The organism is Flavobacterium coralii (assembly GCF_019891545.1).
Classification (GTDB): domain Bacteria; phylum Bacteroidota; class Bacteroidia; order Flavobacteriales; family Flavobacteriaceae; genus Flavobacterium; species Flavobacterium coralii.
This window is the reverse complement of the sequence record NZ_JAHDIU010000013.1, coordinates 45,993-67,540: the sequence shown is the minus strand read 5'-3', so window position 1 is coordinate 67,540 and position 21,548 is coordinate 45,993. Positions and strand designations below refer to the sequence as shown.

The following is a 21,548-nucleotide window of genomic DNA, read 5'->3' as shown; positions in this document are numbered from 1 at the left end:
TTAATTTTTTGACTGATAAATATAGGGAGGCAAATTTTAAATTATCTTAATCAAAATTTACTCTTGATTTTCTTCTAAATCATCATTTTCTGTAAGTTTCAAATGTAATTTGTAACAACTATCCAATATCTGAAATTCTTCCATAGGCATAAGTTCAAGAGCTATTTTAAGGACGTCGGCAATGGTAAGTGCCGAAGCCATTTTCCTGTCATTACCGCTTTCTTCCATAGCATATAAGGCGGTCATACATACCTGAATGATATCCATAACAGCTAAGTTAAGATTGCTATAGCTGCTAAAGAACAGTTTGGCTGTATACATACCTTCGCGGTTATGGTAGGGCTTGAGCATATTGAATTCGTTGGATTTCGCCAGTTTATCAGCCAGTGCCGATAAAGCTTGTAGGTTTTCTGTTTTCATAATCAGTCATTTTTTGGTGATTCATTATTTTGTTTTAAGTTTTCTTCCTCTCTCATTTGGTTGAGGTATTCGTTTAGTTCTGCCAATGTTTGTCCAGTATCGCCAGGCAACAACTGCTTTATCAATTCAAGCACGCTAACCAAGTGCCGGGTAGGATGCTTTACATGCCCGCTGTTTTCTGATTCAGCATTATAGAGCGTATGTAAAGAAATTTCTATAAGGTCTTCAATAACCACAAACAAATAGAAGTAATCCTTAAACTGAAGTTTGCAGGTAACCCCGTTAGGGTGTGTTAGCATGTACATGGGAAGCCCTGAATGAAAAGCTGATGCATTTTCAGTTTCTGTCCCTTCTTTTTGTATGTTTTCATTATTCTTTTCCATCACTTTCATTTTTAGATTGTTGTTTATTATTACCTGACTTTTCAATCCTTTCGATTTCTGCTTCTATCAAAACGGTAGCTTTCTCCTGAAATAATCGGCACCTGCGTTGCAGTAATTCGGTATGAAGAAAGTCCATAGCACCAAGATGCGCACTCCTGAGTTTGCTGATGTGTTTCGATAGCAACTCAAAAAGTTTAATCTCTTCTTCTGTATTCCTTGGAAATATTTCACGGGCAAGGGTGCAGAACAAATTGCAGATATCAAACAGATAGCCAAGATGGAAGTGTATTGGCCGATAGCCAAGGAAAGTATCAATTAATGCCAAGGCCGTATTTTCCATGGCAATTTGCATCATGGCTTCCTGTATCGGTTCGGTATCCATGCCATCAATAGAGCCTTGTGATTCCAGGAATACTTCTGCTACCCGGCTGCGGTTGCGCCAATATGATTTTAGGTAAGCTACATTACGTTGTGGTTCTTCTTTAAAATTAATAGTAGGAGGAACAACGTCATGTTCCTAAATGTTTACACCTTTTTGCATAGCGTGGTAAAAGAAATACTTCCGGTCAGGTGTAAGCTGTCGAACCGTTGTAGCCAAATGGATAAACAGCGTAACGGTATACTGCCCCTTACTTTTTTTCTTGATAATGTCACTCAGGTCGGCAATGGCATTGGGTTTGTTATCAATGCTGTAAACCAACAAATAGTAATGCGTATGTTGTCTTGTTTTTACTTCTCCGCTAATAGCGTTACTGTACATTTTGGTTTTGTGGTGGATTCCGAAACAATAGAGTCCTGATAAATCCATGTTGTCCAACAGGAACTTTTTTATGAACTGAAGTCCTTTGTCATCATTAAAATCCTCTTCATTTTTTATATCTTGCTCTGACATAACTGTAACTTTTTTTAATTAAACATCAGTGAAAAAGCTTATTTTTGTTATACATAGCAAGTACGGAACTTGTAGTAAAGTACCGAACCACAGCAGGTTGTAGTTTACCAGTAACTGCTTGTATTTTACCAACTAATAAAAACCTTACAGAATTTTCAATATCTTTGAGATATGAGTACAGCAACAAAAAACCATATAGGAAGAAAAATTAGCCGCATCCGTGAATTACGCGGTATGAAACAGGAAGCTTTAGCAACTGCATTAGGCGTAAGCCAACAGTCGATTTCGAATATAGAGAATAGTGAAACTGTAGAAGATACTAAGCTTGAAGAGATTGCAAAGGCTTTAGGAGTGACTGCCGAAGGAATTAAGCAATTTTCTGAGGAAGCTGTTTTTAATATTATATCTAATACCTACCATAATAATAGCAGCGATACATCAACTTTGATTGCGAGTTCATTGAACTATCAGCCAACTTTTAATACCGTTGAAAAAATTGTTGAACTCTATGAGCGGTTATTGCAAGCAGAAAAAGATAAAGTCTCTTACTTAGAAAAGTTAGTTAAAAATAATCAGTAGTTGTAAAATTACTGTTCCTGAAGGAGAGACTGCTTAATTTAAGTGGTCTCTTTTAATTAATGTGTATATGATATGAAGTTCGATCTAAATAAATTTTCTAAAAGATGGACAGCTCTCTTTTATATTGAGTTTGAAATTAATAATTCTATTGAAGCGTTCCGCCGTCTAAATAATACTCAATATTTGCTTTTTTTGAAGGTAAATTAAAAGATATATGTGACAGTATAGAGTCTGAATTTTCTTTCGACATCAAACTCGATGACATAGATAGGTCTAAAGGTGATCTCCCTAAGTATTGGACTTTTTTAAAAAAAGTTTTCGGCCTGAATTATTCAAATATAGAACAATATTTTACACCTATAAACCAATGTAAAATTGTACGTAATATTATTACTCATCAAAACGGTATTGCAAACAGTTTTCAGATAAAAAAGATTCCGAAAACTACCGGGCTTAGTGTTAAACTTTCGGGAACTTTGGATTGATCTATTTGGATGAAAACATTTTTATTGAAAACCTATTAAAGAAAATCAATATTTTCTTTGATAATCTATTAAACAACATTAACGACAGATATATTGAATTAAAATCTTTGCAGAAGCCTTAATATATTAATCATAAAGCATTTAAAAACAAAACCTTCCGGTGCAACGTCAGGATTTGTTTTCAAAATTACACCAAGAGCATGCTCCTTCAGGCATGCACTTTCCTGATATTACTATATCCTAAAGATTCAACTATTTTTTGCTGATTTGTTTTTCACTCCAAACGGATAAAAAGGCAGCTAAGTTAGCGTGCGCCGCAACTGCGCGCGCATAATGGTCTGCTCGTCCCTCACAGTCCACCCTTCGGGACTTATAGCGCTCCGTATTGCTTACCGCCCGCTTTCAACTGGCTTTCTTTTTTTCCGTTTTTTGTTTTGAAAAACTAATGTGTTTTATGCAGGCTGACGGCTTAAAAAGAAAAGTGATGAATTCGTATTACTTAATTTTTAAAATCTTAGAAATCATGGGACACAATCTGAATTTCAACGAACAAACAGGCCGTTATTCTTTCTTTAGTGTAAAGGAAAAAGCATGGCACAATTTAGGTCAGGTAGTAACCGACTACCCAACAAGCACAGAAGCAATCCAGCATGCGGGACTGGATTATGAAGTGGTAAAATCTCAGCTATTCACTAACAGTATTGAAACGGTACAGGCTGATACAGGTTTAACTACTGGCGAGCCTGTCACAGTACCAAATTATTTTGCCAATGTGCGGAGCGATAGCAACACCGTTTTAGGTGTAGTAGGTAAAGATTATCATATTGTACAGAACCGTGATGCTTTTGCTTTCTTTGATGCTATTGTAGGCGGTGAAGATGGAATCTTATACGAGACGGCAGGGGCTTTAGGAAATGGCGAGCGTATTTTTATAACTGCTAAACTGCCTGATTATATCCGTGTAGGCAATGGCGATGACATAACCGAAAAATACATTTTCCTGACCACCTCGCACGATGGCAGCGGAAGCATTACAGCAGCCTTTACACCCGTGCGCATTGTCTGCCAGAATACACTTAACGCCTCACTAAAGAACATGACCAATGTGGTGCGCATAAAACATACTTCGGGAGCAAGCCAGCGTTTGGAAAATGCGCACAAAGTTGTGGGACTGGCAAACACCCTAAGCAATCAGTTAGAAAACATCTTTAACGAGTGGGCAACGGTAAGGGTTAAAGATGCCGAAGTAAAGAAATTAATTCAGCTAGCGCTATGCCCAAACAAAGAAACTTATGACCTTTTAAAGAAGGGAGCAGAAGATGAATTATCGACCGCTTTCAAAAACATGGTGGAAGATGCATTTGCCTATGCTATGGTAAACGATACACAGCAAATGGACACTACAAAAGGAACTTTGTTTGGTGCTTACAATGCCGTAACAGGCTACTATCAAAACGTGAGGAATTACAAAGATGAAGAAGCCAAATTACAATCTATTGTAATGGGAGGAACCGCACAAACAAGAGCGCAAAAAGCCTTTGAATTGTGCAGCAGTTTTGCGAAGAATGACAACGGGATATTCCTTTTAAACTGATACAAGATAATACCAATCTTAAACAGGGCAGGTGCTTAAACCTGCCCTTATACTTTTGACGGCAACAGCTTCGCCGGAGACTGCTATTACCACTTAAGGCAATTGTAAGTCCTGGAAAGTATTGTATTTCGGGGGAGATTGCCTCCTCTGGCGCAATCGGCAAGATGAACGGTTGTATCACAACCGCATTCTTGCCGCCCATCCCTCGGAACTCGGGGGCGGGGGGACACTGCTATGTTTTACAGCATAATTATTACTTCGAGAAGTGTAATTTTTAAGGAACTACCACAGTACAATATTGGCATAAAAATATATATTGTGCCAATCTTATATTTATTATATTTACAAAAATATTTATCGTGAATCCTCTACAGTCACATATCAAAAACTACTTCAAGGCTAAAAGTAAACTAGCAAAGGAGGAATTGGTACGTGCTATCAAAAAGGATTTTTCGGAATGGTCTGACAATACTATAAATGCTTATATATCCCGGCTAAAAAATGACGGATTGATAAGCAACCCCGCACGTGGGGTTTATGAATTAGGAACGGCTCAGCATTTCAATCCAAAAGTATCTTCTCAACTCAAAAAGCTTTATAAAAATATAAGTTCTGAATTTCCATTTATAAAATTTTGTGTTTGGGATACTGCATGGCTTAACGATTTTATGAGACATCAGCCTTTTAAAAGCTTTACGATGATTGAGGTTGAAAAAGATGCCGCAGAGTCCGTTTTTAGTTTTGTCAGTGAAACTTACAAAACAGTATTCATCAATCCTGATGAAGAAATGTTTGACAGATATATTGCCAATTTAGACAAGGTTGTCATTATCAAAAATCTGGTATCAGAAGCGCCTTTAAGCGAAATAGGCAAAGTAATCATTCCGTCTTTAGAAAAGATACTAGTAGATATGCTTATTGATCAGGAACTTTTTTCTGCGCAACAGGGTGAAATTAATTTTATAATGAAATCAGCTTTGAAAAAATATTCAATCAACGAATTGAAGATGAAACGATATGCAGTAAGACGAAATAGAGAGGAAAAACTTGAGAAGTTAATGAATATAACTTTGGCATAATTAATAGAATTGTGCCAAAACTATATAATTATGATTGATAAAAAATCACATACGATTGAATGGATTACTAACCTAAGAAATAAGTTAGGAAGACGGATTGACCCTAAGCTTATCGAAAAGGTCATTTACGCGCTTACATTCTTAGAGCAACTTAAGGTAGAGGGATTGAATTTTGTATTTAAAGGAGGTACTGCTTTATTGCTGGCCACTGAAACACCAAAAAGGTTTTCAATAGATATAGATATTATAACCGAGGAGTCTGAGGAAAGGATTAAAAACATACTTGAAAAAATTAGTAAGTCCGACATGTATCTCAGATGGGAAGATGATAATGACAGGAAGCATACACCGGATGCACCAATTGGGCACTTTAAAATGTTTTACAAAAGCGTAGTGGATGGTCACGAAGAACCAATATTACTTGACTTGTTATACACCCCTAGTCCATACCCTGAAACAAAAAACTATCCAATTAGGCATAATTGGATAGTAAATTCTGGAGAAGACACTTCAGTAGAACTTCCAACTTTTGATGCAATTTTAGGAGATAAGCTTACAGCATTTGCTCCTAAAACTACAGGCATTTTATATTCAAAAAATCGTCCAGTTGAGATCGTAAAACAACTTTACGACATAGCCTTTCTTTTCGACCATATTACAAGTGTTGAAGTGGTTCAGGAAAGTTATAATAGAGTTGTACATGAAGAAATAGGCTTTAGAAAACTCCCAATATCAGCACCGGAAGTACTGAAAGACACTTGGCAAGCATGTTATACATTGGCTGAGCGTGATCATAAATCCGAAGAATTTAGACATCTTCAATTAGGAATTAAAAACTTTACAAATTTCACTATTGACCGTTTTTCTATTGAGGAGGCAATAACGGCAGGGGCAAAAGTAGCTTATCTAACTTCTTTGCTAAGTAAAGAAGGTCTGGAAATTGAGCGCTTCAAAAACCCTTTAGAAATTAAGGATTGGCTGATTGAAAATCAAGCCTCCAATAAACTAAACAAATTAAAAAAGACCAATCCTGAAGCGTTTTTCTATTGGTTTAAAAGTATTAACAACAATTAGAAGAAAAATCTTTTGGAAAGATTTAAAATGAAAGAACAACAAGAAAAATATAATTTACCTGAAGGTTGGATTTGGACTACTATTGATGAAGTTGGTATTGTAGTTAGTGGAGGTACACCATCTACTAAAAATAAGGAATTTTGGGGAGGCGATATCGCTTGGATTACGCCTGCTGACCTTTCGGGTTATAGTGAAAAATATATCCTTAAAGGAAGTCGAAATATAACACAAATCGGCTTGGATTACTCTTCTGCCAAATTGCTACCTAAAGGCTCTGTTTTATTTTCTTCACGGGCCCCTATAGGATATGTTGTGCTAGCCCAAAATACTCTAACTACAAGTCAGGGATTTAAAAACTTGATTCCGATGAATCAAGTTGACAGTGAATATATCTATTACTATTTTTTAACATTAAAATCTCAAGCAGAACAAGTAGCAAGCGGCACAACGTTTTTAGAATTGTCGGCAAAAAGCTTTTCAAAATTACCATTCCCTCTATGCTCTTTAGATGAACAAAGACTAATTGTTTCTCAAATTGACTTACTATTTAGTAAACTTGATGAAGCCAAAAAAGGATTAAGAACAGCAAATAGCAGTTTAAAAATCTATCGACAGGCATTATTGAAAAATGCTTTCGAAGGTCAATTAACTAGCAATTGGCGAAAAGACTTACGTATTGATGCCTATCAAGAACTGACAGATATTAAGAGGAAAAGAAAATACAAGTATGATACAGAAGTAAACAATAAAAAAAGGAAAAAGATCAAAATTGATTTTGAATTTTCTTATGAAAGAGATAACAGAATTTCTAGCTGGGCGGTATCGAATTTAGATAATTTAATTGATATAAATGCACGAATTGGCTGGCGAGGATTGACTAAGAAAGAATATACGAGTGAAGGAGCACTTTTTCTCTCTGTCCACTCTTTAAATTATGGGAAGAATGTTGTTTTTAAGGATGCTAATTTCATATCAATTCAACGCTATGAAGAGAGTCCGGAAATACAATTGAAGGAAAATGATATTTTATTATGCAAAGACGGGGCTGGGATTGGAAAAGTTGGGATTATCAAAAAACTACCTGATATAGCTACAGTAAATTCTTCATTACTGGTAATAGATGCACGAGAGGTTTTTAATCCGGACTTTTTGTATTACTTTTTTTTAGGTCCTGATATGCAACGTTTGGTGAATGAAAAAATATCTGGAAGTGCAATTCCACATCTATTTCAAAAAGATATAAAAAAATTCAAGTTAAAGGTTCCTCCAATATTGGAACAAGATAAGATTGTCGAAATATTAGAGTCGAGATTCACTTTAGTTGATAATTTAGAAAAAACAATTGATAATGTTTTAAATGAAATAATTGCTCTAAAACATTCAATCTTAAAAAAGGCATTTGAGGGTAGGCTGGTCAGCTATACTTCAAATGAATCTGTAGAAAACTTGTTGAATGACATACAAGAAGAAAAAAGATTATATCTCGAAAATCAAAAAGAAATGAACCGTAGTAAATCAAAACAAAAGAAAAAAATGGAAGAAAAAAAATCTATTCTTGATATTTTAAAGAAATCGGATTCTCCGATATCTGCCCAAGAGCTTTGGGAAAAATCTACGAGTGAAGGAGATATAGAACGTTTCTACAGTGAAATAAAAGAAATCTACCATCAAATTGATGAAGTAAAATCAAAGACAGAATCACTTTTAACTTTAAAAGATGAAAATAAATAATGTACACATAAAAGGCAGATTCAAGAATCTGGAGGATTTTCATTTCGATTTCGGCGAAAACTCTATGGAGACAGTATTGATTGGACTGAATGCTACGGGTAAATCTAACTTTATGGAAGCGTTAGTTATAATCTTTAGGGACTTAGACTTAGAAAGAGCTCCAATATTGCACAAGCAAAGTCAACCTTTCGAATATACTATTAATTATACTTGTCGGGATAAAATAATAGAGGTTGATTATTCTGTAAAAAAAGGATATGCTTTTTCTATTGATGGCGAAAAGTTGAAATCAAAAGCTCAGTTTTTCAAAAATAAAAATGAGTATCTGCCTAGCCATGTTTTTGTTTACTACTCAGGGTTAAGCGAACGCTTAAGGTCTTTGTACGCAGATCATAAGCTTCAGCAATTTAAAAAAATGATGGATCCAACGTCCAAATATGAGGATTTTAAAGAAATGCCTCGTGTTTTCTTAGTAGAGCCAATCCATGCCAGTTTTGCTTTAATTGCTTTCTATTTATTTGATGACAGAGAAAAAGAAACTATAGACTTTTTAAAAAAAGAACTCAATATAGTAGATTTTGGCTCAACCCTTTTTATGCTAAAGCAACCTAATTGGTCCAAATCTCGTAAAGACCCGGATCACTTTTGGAATACAGCCGGATTGGTGCGCAGGTTCATTGAAGATTTATGGAATTTTTCTATTGTGCCGATGTTCTACAAAGAAACTGTAAGAGGGGCACTAAACAAAAGAGAAACGTTAAGCAGACTCTTTCTTTTCCTCAAAGACAAAGAAGCCATCAGAGCTTTTGTCGAAATGAAATATGAAAACAAAATTACGTTATTTAATGCTTTATGCAGCCTTCATTATTCTGAATTAGTAGAAGATCAAGATGTACGGATTAAAGTTATAAAAGGACATGTAGAAGGTGAATTGGCTATGGGTGAACTTAGTGAAGGCGAAAAGCAGTTGATTACTGTTCTTGGTTTACTTAAATTTACAAAAGATGATGAAGCACTTATTTTACTTGATGAACCCGATACACATTTAAATCCTTTATGGAAATGGAAATACCTTGAATTTTTAGAAAATGTCGTGAGCAAATCTGCTAAGACTCAAATTGTTTTTTGTACGCATGATCCTTTAGTAATCGGGGGGCTAGAAAAAGAGCAAATACGCGTTTTTCAAAAAGATGGGAATTTTGAAACCACTGTGGTAGAGCCAGATATAAGCCCTAGAGGCTTAGGGGTTGCCGGCATTTTAACAAGTCCATTATTTGGAATGCCAACAACTCTTGATAAACCAACAAATGAATTATTAGATGAAAGGAATCTATTGCTATACAAAGAAAGTAAAGGTAATCTAACTGATAAAGATAAAGAAAGACTTAAAGATCTTTTTGAAATTTTGAGTAAGGAAGGGTTTAATTACACCTTTAAAGATCCTGATTTCTCTGAATTTATTGCAAAAAAAATGGATAATCAAAATGCGAAAAAATTATGATCCACATTGATACTACTAAGCTGGAAAAACCTAATCAGAAATGGTTAGACAAATCTGCCATATTATTACAAAGGCTTGGAGAAGCCAAAAACAATGAAGATAGGCATAGAATCATTGATCAAAATCATCGTATATGGAAGCTTTTGAAAGATCGTTTAAAAGAACTGTCACATGGAAAATGCTGGTATTCGGAAACAAAAAATCCGTATTCCCACTTACATATTGACCACTTCAGACCTAAAAAAAGGACAGAAGACATCTTTGACAAACTTAATCCCATTAAGGACGGATACTGGTGGTTAACTTTTGATATTACAAATTATAGATTATGCGGCAGTGTGGGGAACGTAAAGAAAGGTGACCATTTTGCAGTGAAATATAATAGAGTTCTTCAGCCGGGACCTATTTCTGATGAAGTATATTACTTTTTAGATCCAGTAAATAAAGAAGATGTCAAGCTTTTAAATTTTGACAATAATGGAACCGTTAAGCCTTCAGCACCTGAAGAACTCGAAAAATGGGATCATGACAGGGCAAAATATACTATTGAATATTTAGATTTAAATTATCTTGATTTACAAGAAGCACGAAGGTTGAAATGGCAAGAAACTACACTTATTATAAAGGAAATAAATAGGTTAAATTCGATATACAATACTGAGCCAACTAACCAAAATAAAAATAACAGAGAATTAGAAAAAAATAAACTGAGAGTTATGCTTTCACCTGAAAAAGAATTAACCTCGACAGTTCGATCTTGTATAAGAGCATCAGGAGAAGATTGGGCTTACAAATTACTTGAAGAATAAAAACATGGCATCAACAAACATATTAGTAGCAAAAATCTGGTCATTCTGTGATACTCTTCGTGATGATGGATTAGGTTATGGGGATTATCTGGAACAGCTTACATACTTACTGTTTCTTAAAATGGCCGATGAAAACAAAAATCAATATCAAATTCCTGCTGGATGTGACTGGCAAGAATTGAAAGCTTCAAGTCAGCTAATAGAAACATATGAATTAATATTGAAAAAGCTTTCGAATTCAGGTGGAATGCTTAGTAAAATATTTGCCGGGGCATTAAATAAGATCCACGATTCAGTTAAGCTTAAGCGATTGATAAATTTAATTGATGAAGAAGATTGGACTTCCCAGGAAATAGACGTTAAAGGGGAAATATATGAATCTTTATTACAAAAAAATGCCGAAAATAGTGGAGCTGGACAATACTTTACACCTAGACCCGTGATTAATGCAATGGTGGAATGTATACAGCCTAAACCTAAAGAGACAGTTGCCGATCCTTCATGTGGGACAGGTGGTTTTTTCTTGGGTGTACTTAATCATTTAGCAAAAACTGAACTGACAAAATCGCAACAGGAGTTTTTAAAGTTCCATACATTTAAAGGTTGGGAAATTGAAAAAGCTACTGCACGACTGTGTTTAATGAATCTTTTTCTACATGGAGTAGGTGATTTAAAAGAAACTCCTGAAATAGAAGTTACAGATAGTTTGAAAAGAGCTGATGGAGCGGTTTCAGATTCAGAAAAAGTAGATATAGTACTTGCTAATCCTCCTTTTGGAATAAGTAGTAGCGATATACCAACTACAGATAAAAAACAGGCAGAAAAGGATGGCTACTTCTTAAGAAAGGACTTCTGGGTAACCACAAGCAATAAGCAGCTTTCTTTCTTACAACACATAGTTACAATGTTGAAAGAGCGTGGTCGGGCGGCAGTAGTTTTACCTGACAACGTGTTATTTGAAGGAGGGGCTGGTGAAACCATCCGGAAAAAACTTCTTGAAAACACAAATTTACATACAATACTTAGACTACCTACAGGTATTTTCTATGCTCAAGGTGTAAAATCAAATGTGTTATTTTTCCAAAAAGAATCAGAATCAAATACTCCAGCAACGAAAGAAGTTTGGTTTTATGATTATCGAACAAACATTAGGCATACTCCTAAAAAAAATCCATTAAAGTTTGAGCATTTAAAGGATTTTATAGAGTGTTACAATGCTTTTAACATTTCACAGAGAACAGCAACATGGAATCAAGATGATGAAATAGGTCGCTGGCGTAAATATTCCTATGAAGAGATTATCGAAAGGGATAAAACGAACTTGGATATCTTCTGGCTTAAAGATGACAACTTAATTGATCTGGATAACCTTCCTGATCCTGAAGTGCTGATTGATGATATTATCGAGAACATAGAAAGTGCTTTAGCCAATTTTAGAACGATAAAGGAATCGCTAAATGGATAAAATTGTGTCATCAAAACTAAACGTATTTATTTCATACTCTTGGGATAGTAAAGAGCATCAACAATGGGTCATTTCATTGGCAGATGTGATTAATATTCATGGAGGTAATGCCATTGTTGATAGAAAACATCTCAAATACGGTGGACATATTAAAACCTTTATGCTAAAGAGCATATTAGAAGCTGATATAGTATTAATCATTCTTACTCCAAACTATAAGCAAAAAGCTGATAGCTTAGAAGGAGGAGCCGGTTATGAGTACAATATTATAAATGATGAGCTATTTAAAATTATGAATTCAAATGAGAAGTTTATCCCAATTATAAGAGCTGGAACTTTTCAAACAAGTACGACGCATTTTCTACAAGGATTTAATTGTGTTGATTTGAGAGATGGCGATAGCTACGACCAATATTTGAAAGAATTGCTTGATCAAATCTTTAATACCAATGCTAATCAAACCATCAGTAAAGATATTAAAATTTCAACTATGGAAGAAGAGTATAAAGATATTCCTTCAATTATTAAGGAAGTCAAAGAAAGAACTTTTAGGTACTTTCAAAATCTTTTTGTAACAGAGGACAAACTTGCTACTAAAAAGAACTTGACTGCAATAGCTAAAGAGTGGGCAGATCAAATTGAAGAATACCACAGTTCATTTGTGAAGAAATTTAGTCCAAATAAAATGGAGATATATGAAGAACAATTAGAGGATTTCAAAAATAATGTCTTTGGTAAACAACTATGGACGGTAAAGGCAGCATTAAAGACTCCAGACCCTGATTTAGCAAGATATAAGAAAGATTTTAGAAATGCTGATCCTGTTGAAGTTTTTGATACAGTAAATGGCATTCTAAATGCCGCTCATTCTTATAATGAAAGTATAATCACAAATATTGATTACACAAACCTATCTGAAGTCAGTGAACTAAAGATGGAATTTCTCAATGAGGAAGATATGTTTATGAATAAGGTAATTGGATTCGGTATTAGATCTGAAATACTTCATCGTTATTTTCCGGCTTTGTTTCCTATAATGACACAACCCAGTTTGTGGGCAATGTATTTCATTTGTGAAAATAATTATGAGTTCATAACAATTGAAAAAAGAATGAGAGAATCAATAATGAGGGTATCACATAATTGGCAATATCCTTATGATCGCTTCTCTTTTATAATGAATGTTATCGCAAACGAACTCTTCAATTGGTTTGCAAACTATGATATAAAATTGAATCCTAGTTTAAGATTTGGCTATGTGAATATGTTACTTTCTTCAATAAGCGATTTTCATAAACAAGATACAAGACTGCTTCATGAATGGGTAGATGCTAGATAATGGAGGAGCTATTACAAAAATATCGTGAGAATTTTAATGATATTCCATCTCTTTATGAATATCAAAAGCAAGTTATACAAAAACTATATCAACGAAATAATACTCTTGCAATTATTCCTACTGGCGGTGGTAAATCGTTAATTTATCAATTGATGGCGATGGAATTAGAGGGAATAACCTTAGTAATATCTCCTTTATTAGCGTTGATGGAAGAACAGGTTAATGAATTGAATGAGAAAAGAAAAATTCCGTCATTAGCGTTAAATTCCAACATATCTTTCTTAGATCAAAGAGAGATTTTAAGAACTCTTGGCGATAGTTATAAATTATTATATCTATCGCCAGAACGATTACAAAACCCTTTCTTTAGAGCGTCTTTGATTGCCTCTGGTATAGAAGTTTCAATGATCGTGGTTGATGAAGCTCATTGTATTAGTCAGTGGGGGAGCAGTTTTAGACCAGATTACGGACAAATTAAGGGCTTTGTAGAATTTTTAAAAAGTAAAAATCAAAGTCCTTTTTTATTATGTCTTACAGCAACTTTATCAGAAGTCGCAAGAAAAGATATAGTAACAGAGTTCTATATTGAGAAGGAAAATATTGTGATCAAAGATATTATTCGAACAAATCTGAGTTTATATTTTCAGGAAGTAAATCACGAAGATGAAAAAGCAGAGTATTTAAAAGAGTTTTTAGCCAAGCATCAACCTCAAAAATCGATTGCCTACTTGTATAGTAAAAAAAAGTGTGAACAATATGCTTCTGATTTTTCTGATAATTATAAGGTCGGTTATTATCATTCGAGTATAGATGCGGAAGATAAACAACAAACTTATTCTCAATTTGTAAATGGTGAGCTAGATCTCTTGTTCGCAACAACAGCTTTTGGTATGGGTATTAATATACCAGATATAGATTGTGTAATCCACTTGCAGATTCCGAATTCTGTTGAAGAATACTATCAACAGGTCGGAAGGGGATGGCGTAGAAAAGATGTGGAAAAAGAATGTCAATGTTTGGCGTTATGGAGTGAGGTTAACTTTGACAGAAGGTTAAAAGAAATAGAAAACGAAAAATATACAGTAGAACACCTGAAAGAAGCATTTAATTTGCTAATTGGTAGTGCCAAAATCAAACGTATTGGACAAATTGTAAATAAAGATAAAGATGCATTAGCCAATTCAGACTACAATTTGCAACTCATAAGGTACAAACTTGAGAGATATGGTATCATTAGAACAATAGGTGAAACTAATGGTACACCGTTAACAATTGAATTTTATAACAATACCCCTTTATGGAATGAGATTGTGAAATCAGCTGATGATATGGACAGTTTTAACTATGTGAGTAAGGATTTAGGAGTATCTATAACGACTATTATTGAGCATCTTTATGAACAGGATTTAGCAGCGAACATTAAGAAACTTCCTGCCATGAAAAAAGATATTTATTTTGAGATATTGGTTTTACAATTAGAGCAAAGTTTAGCAGAAAAAATTGTAGCAGAAATTAATGTTGAAATTGATTTTAAAATAGAAAGACTGAACGAGCTCAAAGAACTTTTTATTTGTGATAACCCTACTCAACGTATTACTGAATTATTATCGTAATGAAGAAATACTATTTCCTAGATAAATACAAAAAATGGCAAGGGCCATATTTATACGCCCAAATTTTATTTTTCTGTCTAAAGGGAGATATAAAACCTACAACTCTTCTGTGGCATAATAAACTTGCAACAGACATAGGCACACACCCTTCACTATCAATATATGCCCGTAAAAAAGCATATGAATTCCGTTCATTACCAGCATGGATATTTAGTCATAATCTTAAAATTATCGCATTAAATACTATAAATAAAGGCAGAAAAATATTTCATAAAAAAAGTGATTGGGAAAAGATTGTTTCAACACCAATAGAAACTCCTAAAGTACTTTAGGACGCAACAAAAGTTTATTTAATACCTTCTATTACAGCAATACATGATTTTATTGTCCCAGGAGATTTTAAAGTTAAATTAATTTATATTGATAGAGATGCTGAAAAGACAGTAAAAACGACCGAATATCCTATCAAGCTAACGTCTGATCATAATCCGGGAATTAAATTTGAAATAACAATGGCTCAACCTCCATCTGTTGGAGGTGTTGAGCATAAAGAATCTTATGGTTTACATAGATCTTTAGTGTTAGTAGGAGAAAATGAAAACATAGCAATTGGTAGAAACAGTGCATTTGATTTCACAACAAAGTTTCCTTATCGCCCGCAACTATTAAAAGGACGATTTAAGCAGGCAAACCTTATTACAGATAGTAATTATAAAAATGAGTATAATAAACTGATAATAAAGGTTGAAGATGATAAATTTATTAGTCCCCAGTATATTATTTCTTCCACCGGAACACATCTTTATGATCATGACAAGTTTAATGTTCATTCGTCACTTATGGGGGTGTCATTTAAAACAGGTGGGAGTTATGTGGAAGTAAAAATTGGTGATGCAAAATATAATTTTTATAGCGTAGAAGGAGATCTTATTGTTATAGATGGCTTGAATAAAGAGAATCTGGATATTTTTAAACTGAAAGCTGAAATCATTAGGATAGCTCTCGCAATTATGAGTGGGAAGTTCTACGGAGGTTCTTGTAATTACGTTACCTCTGTAGATGAAAATTTTAAGCAAATAAACGGTATTTATTATGAATTAGAAAGAGGGTCTATAGTTTCAAATAGAAGAACAATTGATCTAATAACCTTTAGATCTACTTTTAATACAGAAAATGAAGATTATGAAAAAGAGATTAAGAGTATTGATAAAGGGATTTCTCCTGAAATATTTTCGGCTTTATGTAATGCCTTATGGGAAAACGAAAACTTACTGCATGCGGCTAATCTTATAGTAAGCGGCATGGGGAATACAGACCCTTTACAACAAGGCGCTTTATATTCTGTTGCGCTTGAAACGTTAACATCGACATTAGGAGATGCTAAATCGGACGAGTTAAAACCAATCCAAGAAAAAGCTATTTCAAAGCAATTTATAGCGGACTTAAAAGATGTGCTTTCAAAATACCAAGATAGCATTTCAGAAGGAGGAGCAACTATTATAAGAAAAAAGATCGATGCAATAAATACTCCAACTAATAGAGATAAGCTTGCCAAAACTTTTGAGCTATATGGAGTAATATTATCAGAAGAGGATAAAAGCACAATAGATAAAAGAAATGATTATCTGCACGGACGCAATCCTCTAACCTTTAAGCAGACTTTTGAATTAACTCAAATATCTTTAAGACTTCATACCTTACTTGTAGCATTATTAATGAAATCTATAGGTTATAATGGTCACATTATCAATCTAGATATTCAGAATTATCTAACTGATGAAGAAAAATTATTGGAGGTATTATCTAAAGAACAAAAACAGCAGGCAGAGCTTTCGAAATCTTTGGAGAAAGCCATTGATAATAGGGATTTAAAAATGCGAAAGAAATAATTGAACAGTTAAGTGAACATCTTAAAAACAATAAACTAGTTGGTATAATTAGAATTATATGAATTGCAATTGTCGAATAGATTAGATATTGTCTCCAAATCTTCCACCAAAAAGTTTGAATTTAGTTCAAAGGGGGCTACAAACCCGCTTTACAATTGTAAAGCGGGTTTTTCTATTTAATAGACTTAATAAATGTTAAAAATAATTACATTGCAGAATCTTTAGTATTATCTGTTTATGATTTACAAAAATATTAAATGAATAAGAGTTTAAAAATAATAATAGGAAGTATTGCAATTGTAGTTGTATTGATAGCAGGTTATTTAATACTCGACAGTATTTTATTTGATGGAGTACGGCCTAAACCAGTTAATGAAAGTGAAATTAAGGCTACTTTATTTGCAAAAAAAGACATTACAAACCAACCCGCAATTATTTTAGTTGGCGGCGGAGAATGGGGCGATTATTGGGGGCAGGAATTTGCAAAAGCGGGCTATGTTGATTTATCATTACCTTATTATAGATTAGAAAGCCTCCCTGACCTCATGGAAGAAATTCCTTTAGAGTATTTTGAAAAAGCAATACACTGGCTAAAGAGGCAACCTCAGGTTAACCCTGAAAAAATTGTAATTATGGGCGCTTCCAGAAATGCTGAACTCGCATTGCTTGTAGGTTCATATTTTCCAGAAAGTATTAATGGAGTTATTGCGTACAATCCTACTTCTGTCAGTTGGTCAAATACTGTGCTTCCATTTAATTCTGATTCATTAAAACCAAGCTGGACATTTAAGAATCAGCCTGTCCCTTTTATTGCCATGGAGAAGATAAAAGCACCTGATTCCGACACTATAGAAACGCTCACCTACTGGAAGAAAGGGCTGTCAGATAGTAGTGAAGTAAATAAGGCAATTATTCCAGTGGAAAGAATTAATAGTTCAATATTACTTTTATCTGGAGTAGATGATGAGGTATGGCCTTCAGCGATGATGAGTGACATGATAGCGCGTAGAATTGAAAATAGCCATTTTAATTTTGATTTTGAAAATGTTCAATATGAAAATGCAGGCCATTTAATATCCGGTAATCCCAACCATACTGCAACTATGAGGCAAGGGAAAATGGAAGTTGACGGGAAAAGTTATAATTTTAATTACGGAGGTACTGAAGAGGGCGATATTGCAGCACAAAAAGATGCTTCTACACGTGTTTTTAGGTATTTATCCAAACTGAAAAATGATTAAATCTGAACTGAAAATACGCAGATGGATTTATAGTATATTTACTATTGTAGCACTTATTATTGTAGCTGATTTTATAATACCCGGAACTGTATTTTTGGAAGAAATTGTTAATGTTAAAAAACAGACTCAGAAATATAATAATGCGGCAGGAAACTATCACTACTCCTATAAAGTATTTACTCGTAAGCACAACTTTTTTATCTCTGAAGATTTTGCTGAAACAATTAAGGAGAATCAAAAAATAAAATATTCTGTTTCAAGAATATTTAACGAAGTTAACAGCTATGCATCTTTTAACCCTGAGCATAAAGGCATATACTCTTTGAGAATTGTTTCGGGACTTATAATACCTTTAATAGTAATTCTTATGATGGGAATTACATCTAGATATGAAAAGAAGACAGTTGTTTTAGCATTTGTAATTAAAGCCGCACTAATAGCTGATTTAATATTTTTAATATTTTAAATTCATCTGTCGGTATTTGAAATCGTATACATCATTTCAAAATACACAATACATTTAGTTTAAATAATTTCTAATTAGATACTAAGTAATCGCTCTAAATCGTCTATAAAAAAGTTGGATTTAAATTCAGATGGGCTACAAAAAATGCTACACAAATGTGTAGCATTTTTTATTTCTCTGCATCTCTTTTTAACCGGCTCTACCTACTATCTTATCTAAAGCATCAAATAGGTCATTTTCACCGCATTTTGAGGTATCAATAGCAACGCTGCCATTACTGTAAGGTGTATAAATGGCACTGTTAGTAACTGCAAAAAGCCCTATAACCGGCGCTTTTGAGGCGCTCGCCAAATGCATCATACCGCTATCGGCACCAATAAATACTTTAGCGTTGGCAATAACCGCTGCTATTTCTCGTATATCTTTACTGTAAAAAGAGGGCGCCCTGAAGTTTATCTGCGATACATTTTCTACAGGCAGTATTTCTATTATATCATATTCAGGATATTTTTGTAGCAGCTTGTCATAAATAATGCCCCACCAGTCCTGCGCATAACACTTAGTACCCGTGGCATAAGTAAATATACATATTACAGGCTTTCCTTCGGGCGCAAGGTTATGCAACTTTTCCTTACCTGCGCGCAGCTCGGCTTCAGACAGCCTAAGGTCAAGCCCCGGCACGGCGCCCTCTTGTGGCTCACCGCCCATCATGCTTATATAATTACGCAAATTGTAAACGGGGTATTTAGCAATATGACGCATCTCGGTATTGGAAGCATCAACAGGAGCAATATCTCCAAATATTTTGAACCTGCCGCGTGCCGACTTTGTAGAAAGCCTGCCTGAAGACGACTTAGGGCTTATATTGATTACCAAGTCATACTTATTGGTTTTAAGTTTAAACCAGCCCCCAATATACTGCCCTAATTGCTTGAAGTGTTTTTTAGGCAGTTGTATGATATTGCGTACAGAGGCATAATTCTGAAAAATAACAGAAGCAGCGCCACCTTTAACAAACAAATCTATAGTTGCATCCGGGAAGGTTTTCTCCGCTTCCTGCACCAAAGGGGTAATAAGCAGCATATTACCCAAACGGTGGTTGGGCCTGCATATCAAAATCCGCTTAATTTCTTCCTGTTTAAAATCGACCTTATTGCCTGTGTTGCTGCCAACATTTTTAGTGAGCCCCTGCATGAGGCTCTTGCGAAACTTATTAATTTTTTTTAGCATTTTCCTTAATTTCCTGTTTCCCTTCAACTATAACATGGCAATATATTGAAAGCATTTTAACAATCAGGCTAAATAAACTTAAGATTTGCTTAAGGTAGGGCGTAATTACTATACCCTGCTTTTAAAAAGCGCAAGATGTTGTATTATGGTACGGCTTTCCAGTCCGCCTGCAAGCGCCCCTGTTGTAACACCAACAGTACTTATAAAGGTAGCAAGCCTTATCTTGTCGGCAAGGGTTATATCCGGCCTGTCCAGTGTTGGCCATGTTTGCATAAGCCCCGGCGGAAAAATATACAACTCTATAACCATCATAAGTCCGCCAAGCAGCAGGAACAAACCTATACAGGCCAAAAATATACTAAAGTATATAGTACTGTTTGCAACCGCCAGGTGCTCTGTTATGGTGCTTTTCTCTCTTCTTGGAAGGAAAAGCGACTGTACTCTTACCAAATAAAAACTGGCAAACATAATACTTACTGCCGCAAAAAAAGCGGCAGTACCGTTTGTCATTCCGAGCCCTACATCCCAAATTTCCGCAGTAAATACCAACAGTAGTGCAGGCGCTATGGCAGCAGTGGCAAGCCCCGGAAGCGAAAGCGGCAACAGCAATGCCTTATTGCTTAGCAGCGGACTAAAGAACGTCCTCAAGTGGCGAAAAGTCATCAGTATATGAAAAATGAGCCATTCAAATGCATTGCCGCCGTGCAACTCCCTGTCGGGTATTCTTTGGGCATTTTTCTGTAGAAAAGCTTTCTCTTTTGTACTGAAAGAAGGTACTTTATCAATGTACCCGGTAAAACCTGTAAATGAAGCACCCATGATTTTACTTTGTGCAGTAGTAGTGTCTTTAAGCCCGAGCAAATGCCCCGCAAGGTGCAGGTAAAGCAATGCTGCATTGCTGGTAATTGTATAGCTTTTATCCGACATAGCCGCTTGTTTGCGCGAAGTTGTATAGAGGCTCCTGACCGACATGACCGTAATACGTGCCACAGGCGAAGCAAGCCCAGGTTCTGCCTTGTTTTTTCGGGATATCAACGGAGTGTCTGTCAGTACCGTTACCATATCATAAGGGCCTTCAGCCATTTTAAAGCTTGCGGTATCTAAGAATTCCGAAGGCATTCGCGCTGTATCACTTCCCGTTGCTGCAGCAGCTGAAACATCAAAGTCCCAGCTTATGCCCGTTCCATCCTCAAGTATTGGCTTTACAATGGCAGTAATATCATTTGCAAGATTTACAAGTTTTTGCCCGTCAGCGGCCTGTAGAGGCACTACAATAATACACGCATGCATTTTAAGATCGGGCTGCGGGCCCTGCGCTTCTTTTAAATTGGCTAAAAAGCGGCTGCCGGATGTAAATGCCCTAATAACTTTTGTAGAATTAATAACCCTTACAGAACGCAAAACCCGAAAAGCATTGAAAATGCGCAACGCCCGGAAGGCAGGGATAACAAGCGCTATAATGGTTATCCAGTTCTGTTTTATAAACCTGAGCCTTCGCGGTGCGAGGAGAAGTTTAAGCGCAAATTCTACAATAAACAGGATCCAGATAATTATAATAAGGGTTTCCTGAAAAGGGCTAAGTCCACTTATAAGCTCAACGACAAAAAGGTACAGCCAAACCATAGAGAGGATAAACATAGGAACCTCCATGTGCTGCTCAAGCTTATAGAAAATGCGATACTGCTTCCGCTTTGCCTGCATAAATAACCTTACTATATTAATTCTGTTTAAGTTACTGCGTTTGCCTTAGCCTGCAAA

The 21,548-nt window shown here is 35.1% G+C and carries 20 protein-coding genes; 14 read left to right on the top strand and 6 right to left on the bottom strand.

The features are described from left to right. Positions 1-57 precede the first annotated feature (57 nt). From KJK34_RS14800 to KJK34_RS14785, 4 genes are all read right to left on the bottom strand, one after another. Complete coding sequence (locus KJK34_RS14800) at positions 58-420, bottom strand: hypothetical protein (RefSeq protein ID WP_223054672.1); 363 nt, start codon at positions 418-420, stop codon at positions 58-60. A gap of 2 nt (positions 421-422) precedes the next feature. After that, positions 423-803 carry a hypothetical protein gene (locus KJK34_RS14795; RefSeq protein ID WP_223054671.1) on the bottom strand — a complete coding sequence of 127 codons (381 nt, stop codon included), beginning with the start codon at positions 801-803 and terminating at the stop codon, positions 423-425. Then, positions 790-1,185: a hypothetical protein gene (locus KJK34_RS14790; protein ID WP_223054670.1), complete on the bottom strand. Its 396-nt coding sequence runs from the start codon at positions 1,183-1,185 to the stop codon at positions 790-792. Before KJK34_RS14790 ends, KJK34_RS14795 begins: the two co-directional genes overlap by 14 nt. 135 nt (positions 1,186-1,320) lie before the next feature. After that, positions 1,321-1,695 carry a hypothetical protein gene (locus KJK34_RS14785; RefSeq protein WP_223054669.1) on the bottom strand — a complete coding sequence of 125 codons (375 nt, stop codon included), beginning with the start codon at positions 1,693-1,695 and terminating at the stop codon, positions 1,321-1,323. A gap of 171 nt (positions 1,696-1,866) precedes the next feature. On the opposite strand from KJK34_RS14785, the gene KJK34_RS14780 reads away from it, so the two are divergent. From KJK34_RS14780 to KJK34_RS14715, 14 genes are all read left to right on the top strand, one after another. Then, the gene (locus KJK34_RS14780) at positions 1,867-2,274 is read left to right on the top strand and encodes a helix-turn-helix domain-containing protein (protein ID WP_223054668.1); all 408 of its coding nucleotides are present in this window, start codon (positions 1,867-1,869) and stop codon (positions 2,272-2,274) included. Positions 2,275-3,282: 1,008 nt separating this feature from the next. Continuing rightward, a complete protein-coding gene (locus tag KJK34_RS14775; protein ID WP_223054667.1) occupies positions 3,283-4,353 on the top strand; it encodes a DUF932 domain-containing protein in 1,071 nt (356 codons plus the stop codon). 359 nt (positions 4,354-4,712) lie between these two features. Beyond that, the gene (locus KJK34_RS14770) at positions 4,713-5,432 is read left to right on the top strand and encodes a DUF6577 family protein (protein WP_223054666.1); all 720 of its coding nucleotides are present in this window, start codon (positions 4,713-4,715) and stop codon (positions 5,430-5,432) included. Between the two features lie 30 nt (positions 5,433-5,462). Then, a complete protein-coding gene (locus KJK34_RS14765; RefSeq protein ID WP_223054665.1) occupies positions 5,463-6,506 on the top strand; it encodes a nucleotidyl transferase AbiEii/AbiGii toxin family protein in 1,044 nt (347 codons plus the stop codon). Between the two features lie 27 nt (positions 6,507-6,533). Further along, positions 6,534-8,237 (top strand): restriction endonuclease subunit S, encoded by a 1,704-nt coding sequence (locus KJK34_RS14760; protein ID WP_223054664.1) that lies wholly within the window; start codon positions 6,534-6,536, stop codon positions 8,235-8,237. After that, the gene (locus tag KJK34_RS14755) at positions 8,224-9,738 is read left to right on the top strand and encodes an AAA family ATPase (RefSeq protein WP_223054663.1); all 1,515 of its coding nucleotides are present in this window, start codon (positions 8,224-8,226) and stop codon (positions 9,736-9,738) included. Before KJK34_RS14760 ends, KJK34_RS14755 begins: the two co-directional genes overlap by 14 nt. Further along, entirely contained in the window at positions 9,735-10,547 is an 813-nt protein-coding gene (locus KJK34_RS14750) for an HNH endonuclease family protein (protein ID WP_223054662.1), read from the top strand. Before KJK34_RS14755 ends, KJK34_RS14750 begins: the two co-directional genes overlap by 4 nt. A 4-nt stretch (positions 10,548-10,551) precedes the next feature. After that, positions 10,552-12,012, top strand: a complete 1,461-nt coding sequence (locus KJK34_RS14745; RefSeq protein ID WP_223054661.1) for a class I SAM-dependent DNA methyltransferase — start codon at positions 10,552-10,554, stop codon at positions 12,010-12,012. Next, positions 12,005-13,351 carry a toll/interleukin-1 receptor domain-containing protein gene (locus KJK34_RS14740; protein ID WP_223054660.1) on the top strand — a complete coding sequence of 449 codons (1,347 nt, stop codon included), beginning with the start codon at positions 12,005-12,007 and terminating at the stop codon, positions 13,349-13,351. Before KJK34_RS14745 ends, KJK34_RS14740 begins: the two co-directional genes overlap by 8 nt. After that, on the top strand, positions 13,351-14,964 hold the full coding sequence (locus tag KJK34_RS14735) for a RecQ family ATP-dependent DNA helicase (RefSeq protein WP_223054659.1): 1,614 nt from the start codon (positions 13,351-13,353) through the stop codon (positions 14,962-14,964). Before KJK34_RS14740 ends, KJK34_RS14735 begins: the two co-directional genes overlap by 1 nt. Continuing rightward, complete coding sequence (locus tag KJK34_RS14730) at positions 14,964-15,296, top strand: hypothetical protein (RefSeq protein WP_223054658.1); 333 nt, start codon at positions 14,964-14,966, stop codon at positions 15,294-15,296. Before KJK34_RS14735 ends, KJK34_RS14730 begins: the two co-directional genes overlap by 1 nt. A 180-nt stretch (positions 15,297-15,476) precedes the next feature. Beyond that, the gene (locus tag KJK34_RS14725) at positions 15,477-16,853 is read left to right on the top strand and encodes a hypothetical protein (protein WP_223054657.1); all 1,377 of its coding nucleotides are present in this window, start codon (positions 15,477-15,479) and stop codon (positions 16,851-16,853) included. 257 nt (positions 16,854-17,110) lie between these two features. Further along, positions 17,111-18,094 (top strand): acyl-CoA thioester hydrolase/BAAT C-terminal domain-containing protein, encoded by a 984-nt coding sequence (locus KJK34_RS14720; protein WP_223054656.1) that lies wholly within the window; start codon positions 17,111-17,113, stop codon positions 18,092-18,094. After that, positions 18,087-18,560 (top strand): hypothetical protein, encoded by a 474-nt coding sequence (locus KJK34_RS14715; protein ID WP_223054655.1) that lies wholly within the window; start codon positions 18,087-18,089, stop codon positions 18,558-18,560. Before KJK34_RS14720 ends, KJK34_RS14715 begins: the two co-directional genes overlap by 8 nt. 189 nt (positions 18,561-18,749) lie before the next feature. Here KJK34_RS14715 and KJK34_RS14710 read toward each other — a convergent pair whose 3' ends face one another. Then, the gene (locus tag KJK34_RS14710) at positions 18,750-19,790 is read right to left on the bottom strand and encodes a glycosyltransferase family 9 protein (RefSeq protein ID WP_236937666.1); all 1,041 of its coding nucleotides are present in this window, start codon (positions 19,788-19,790) and stop codon (positions 18,750-18,752) included. A gap of 108 nt (positions 19,791-19,898) precedes the next feature. Further along, positions 19,899-21,491, bottom strand: a complete 1,593-nt coding sequence (locus tag KJK34_RS14705) for a hypothetical protein (protein ID WP_223054654.1) — start codon at positions 21,489-21,491, stop codon at positions 19,899-19,901. Between the last annotated feature and the right edge of the window lie 57 nt (positions 21,492-21,548).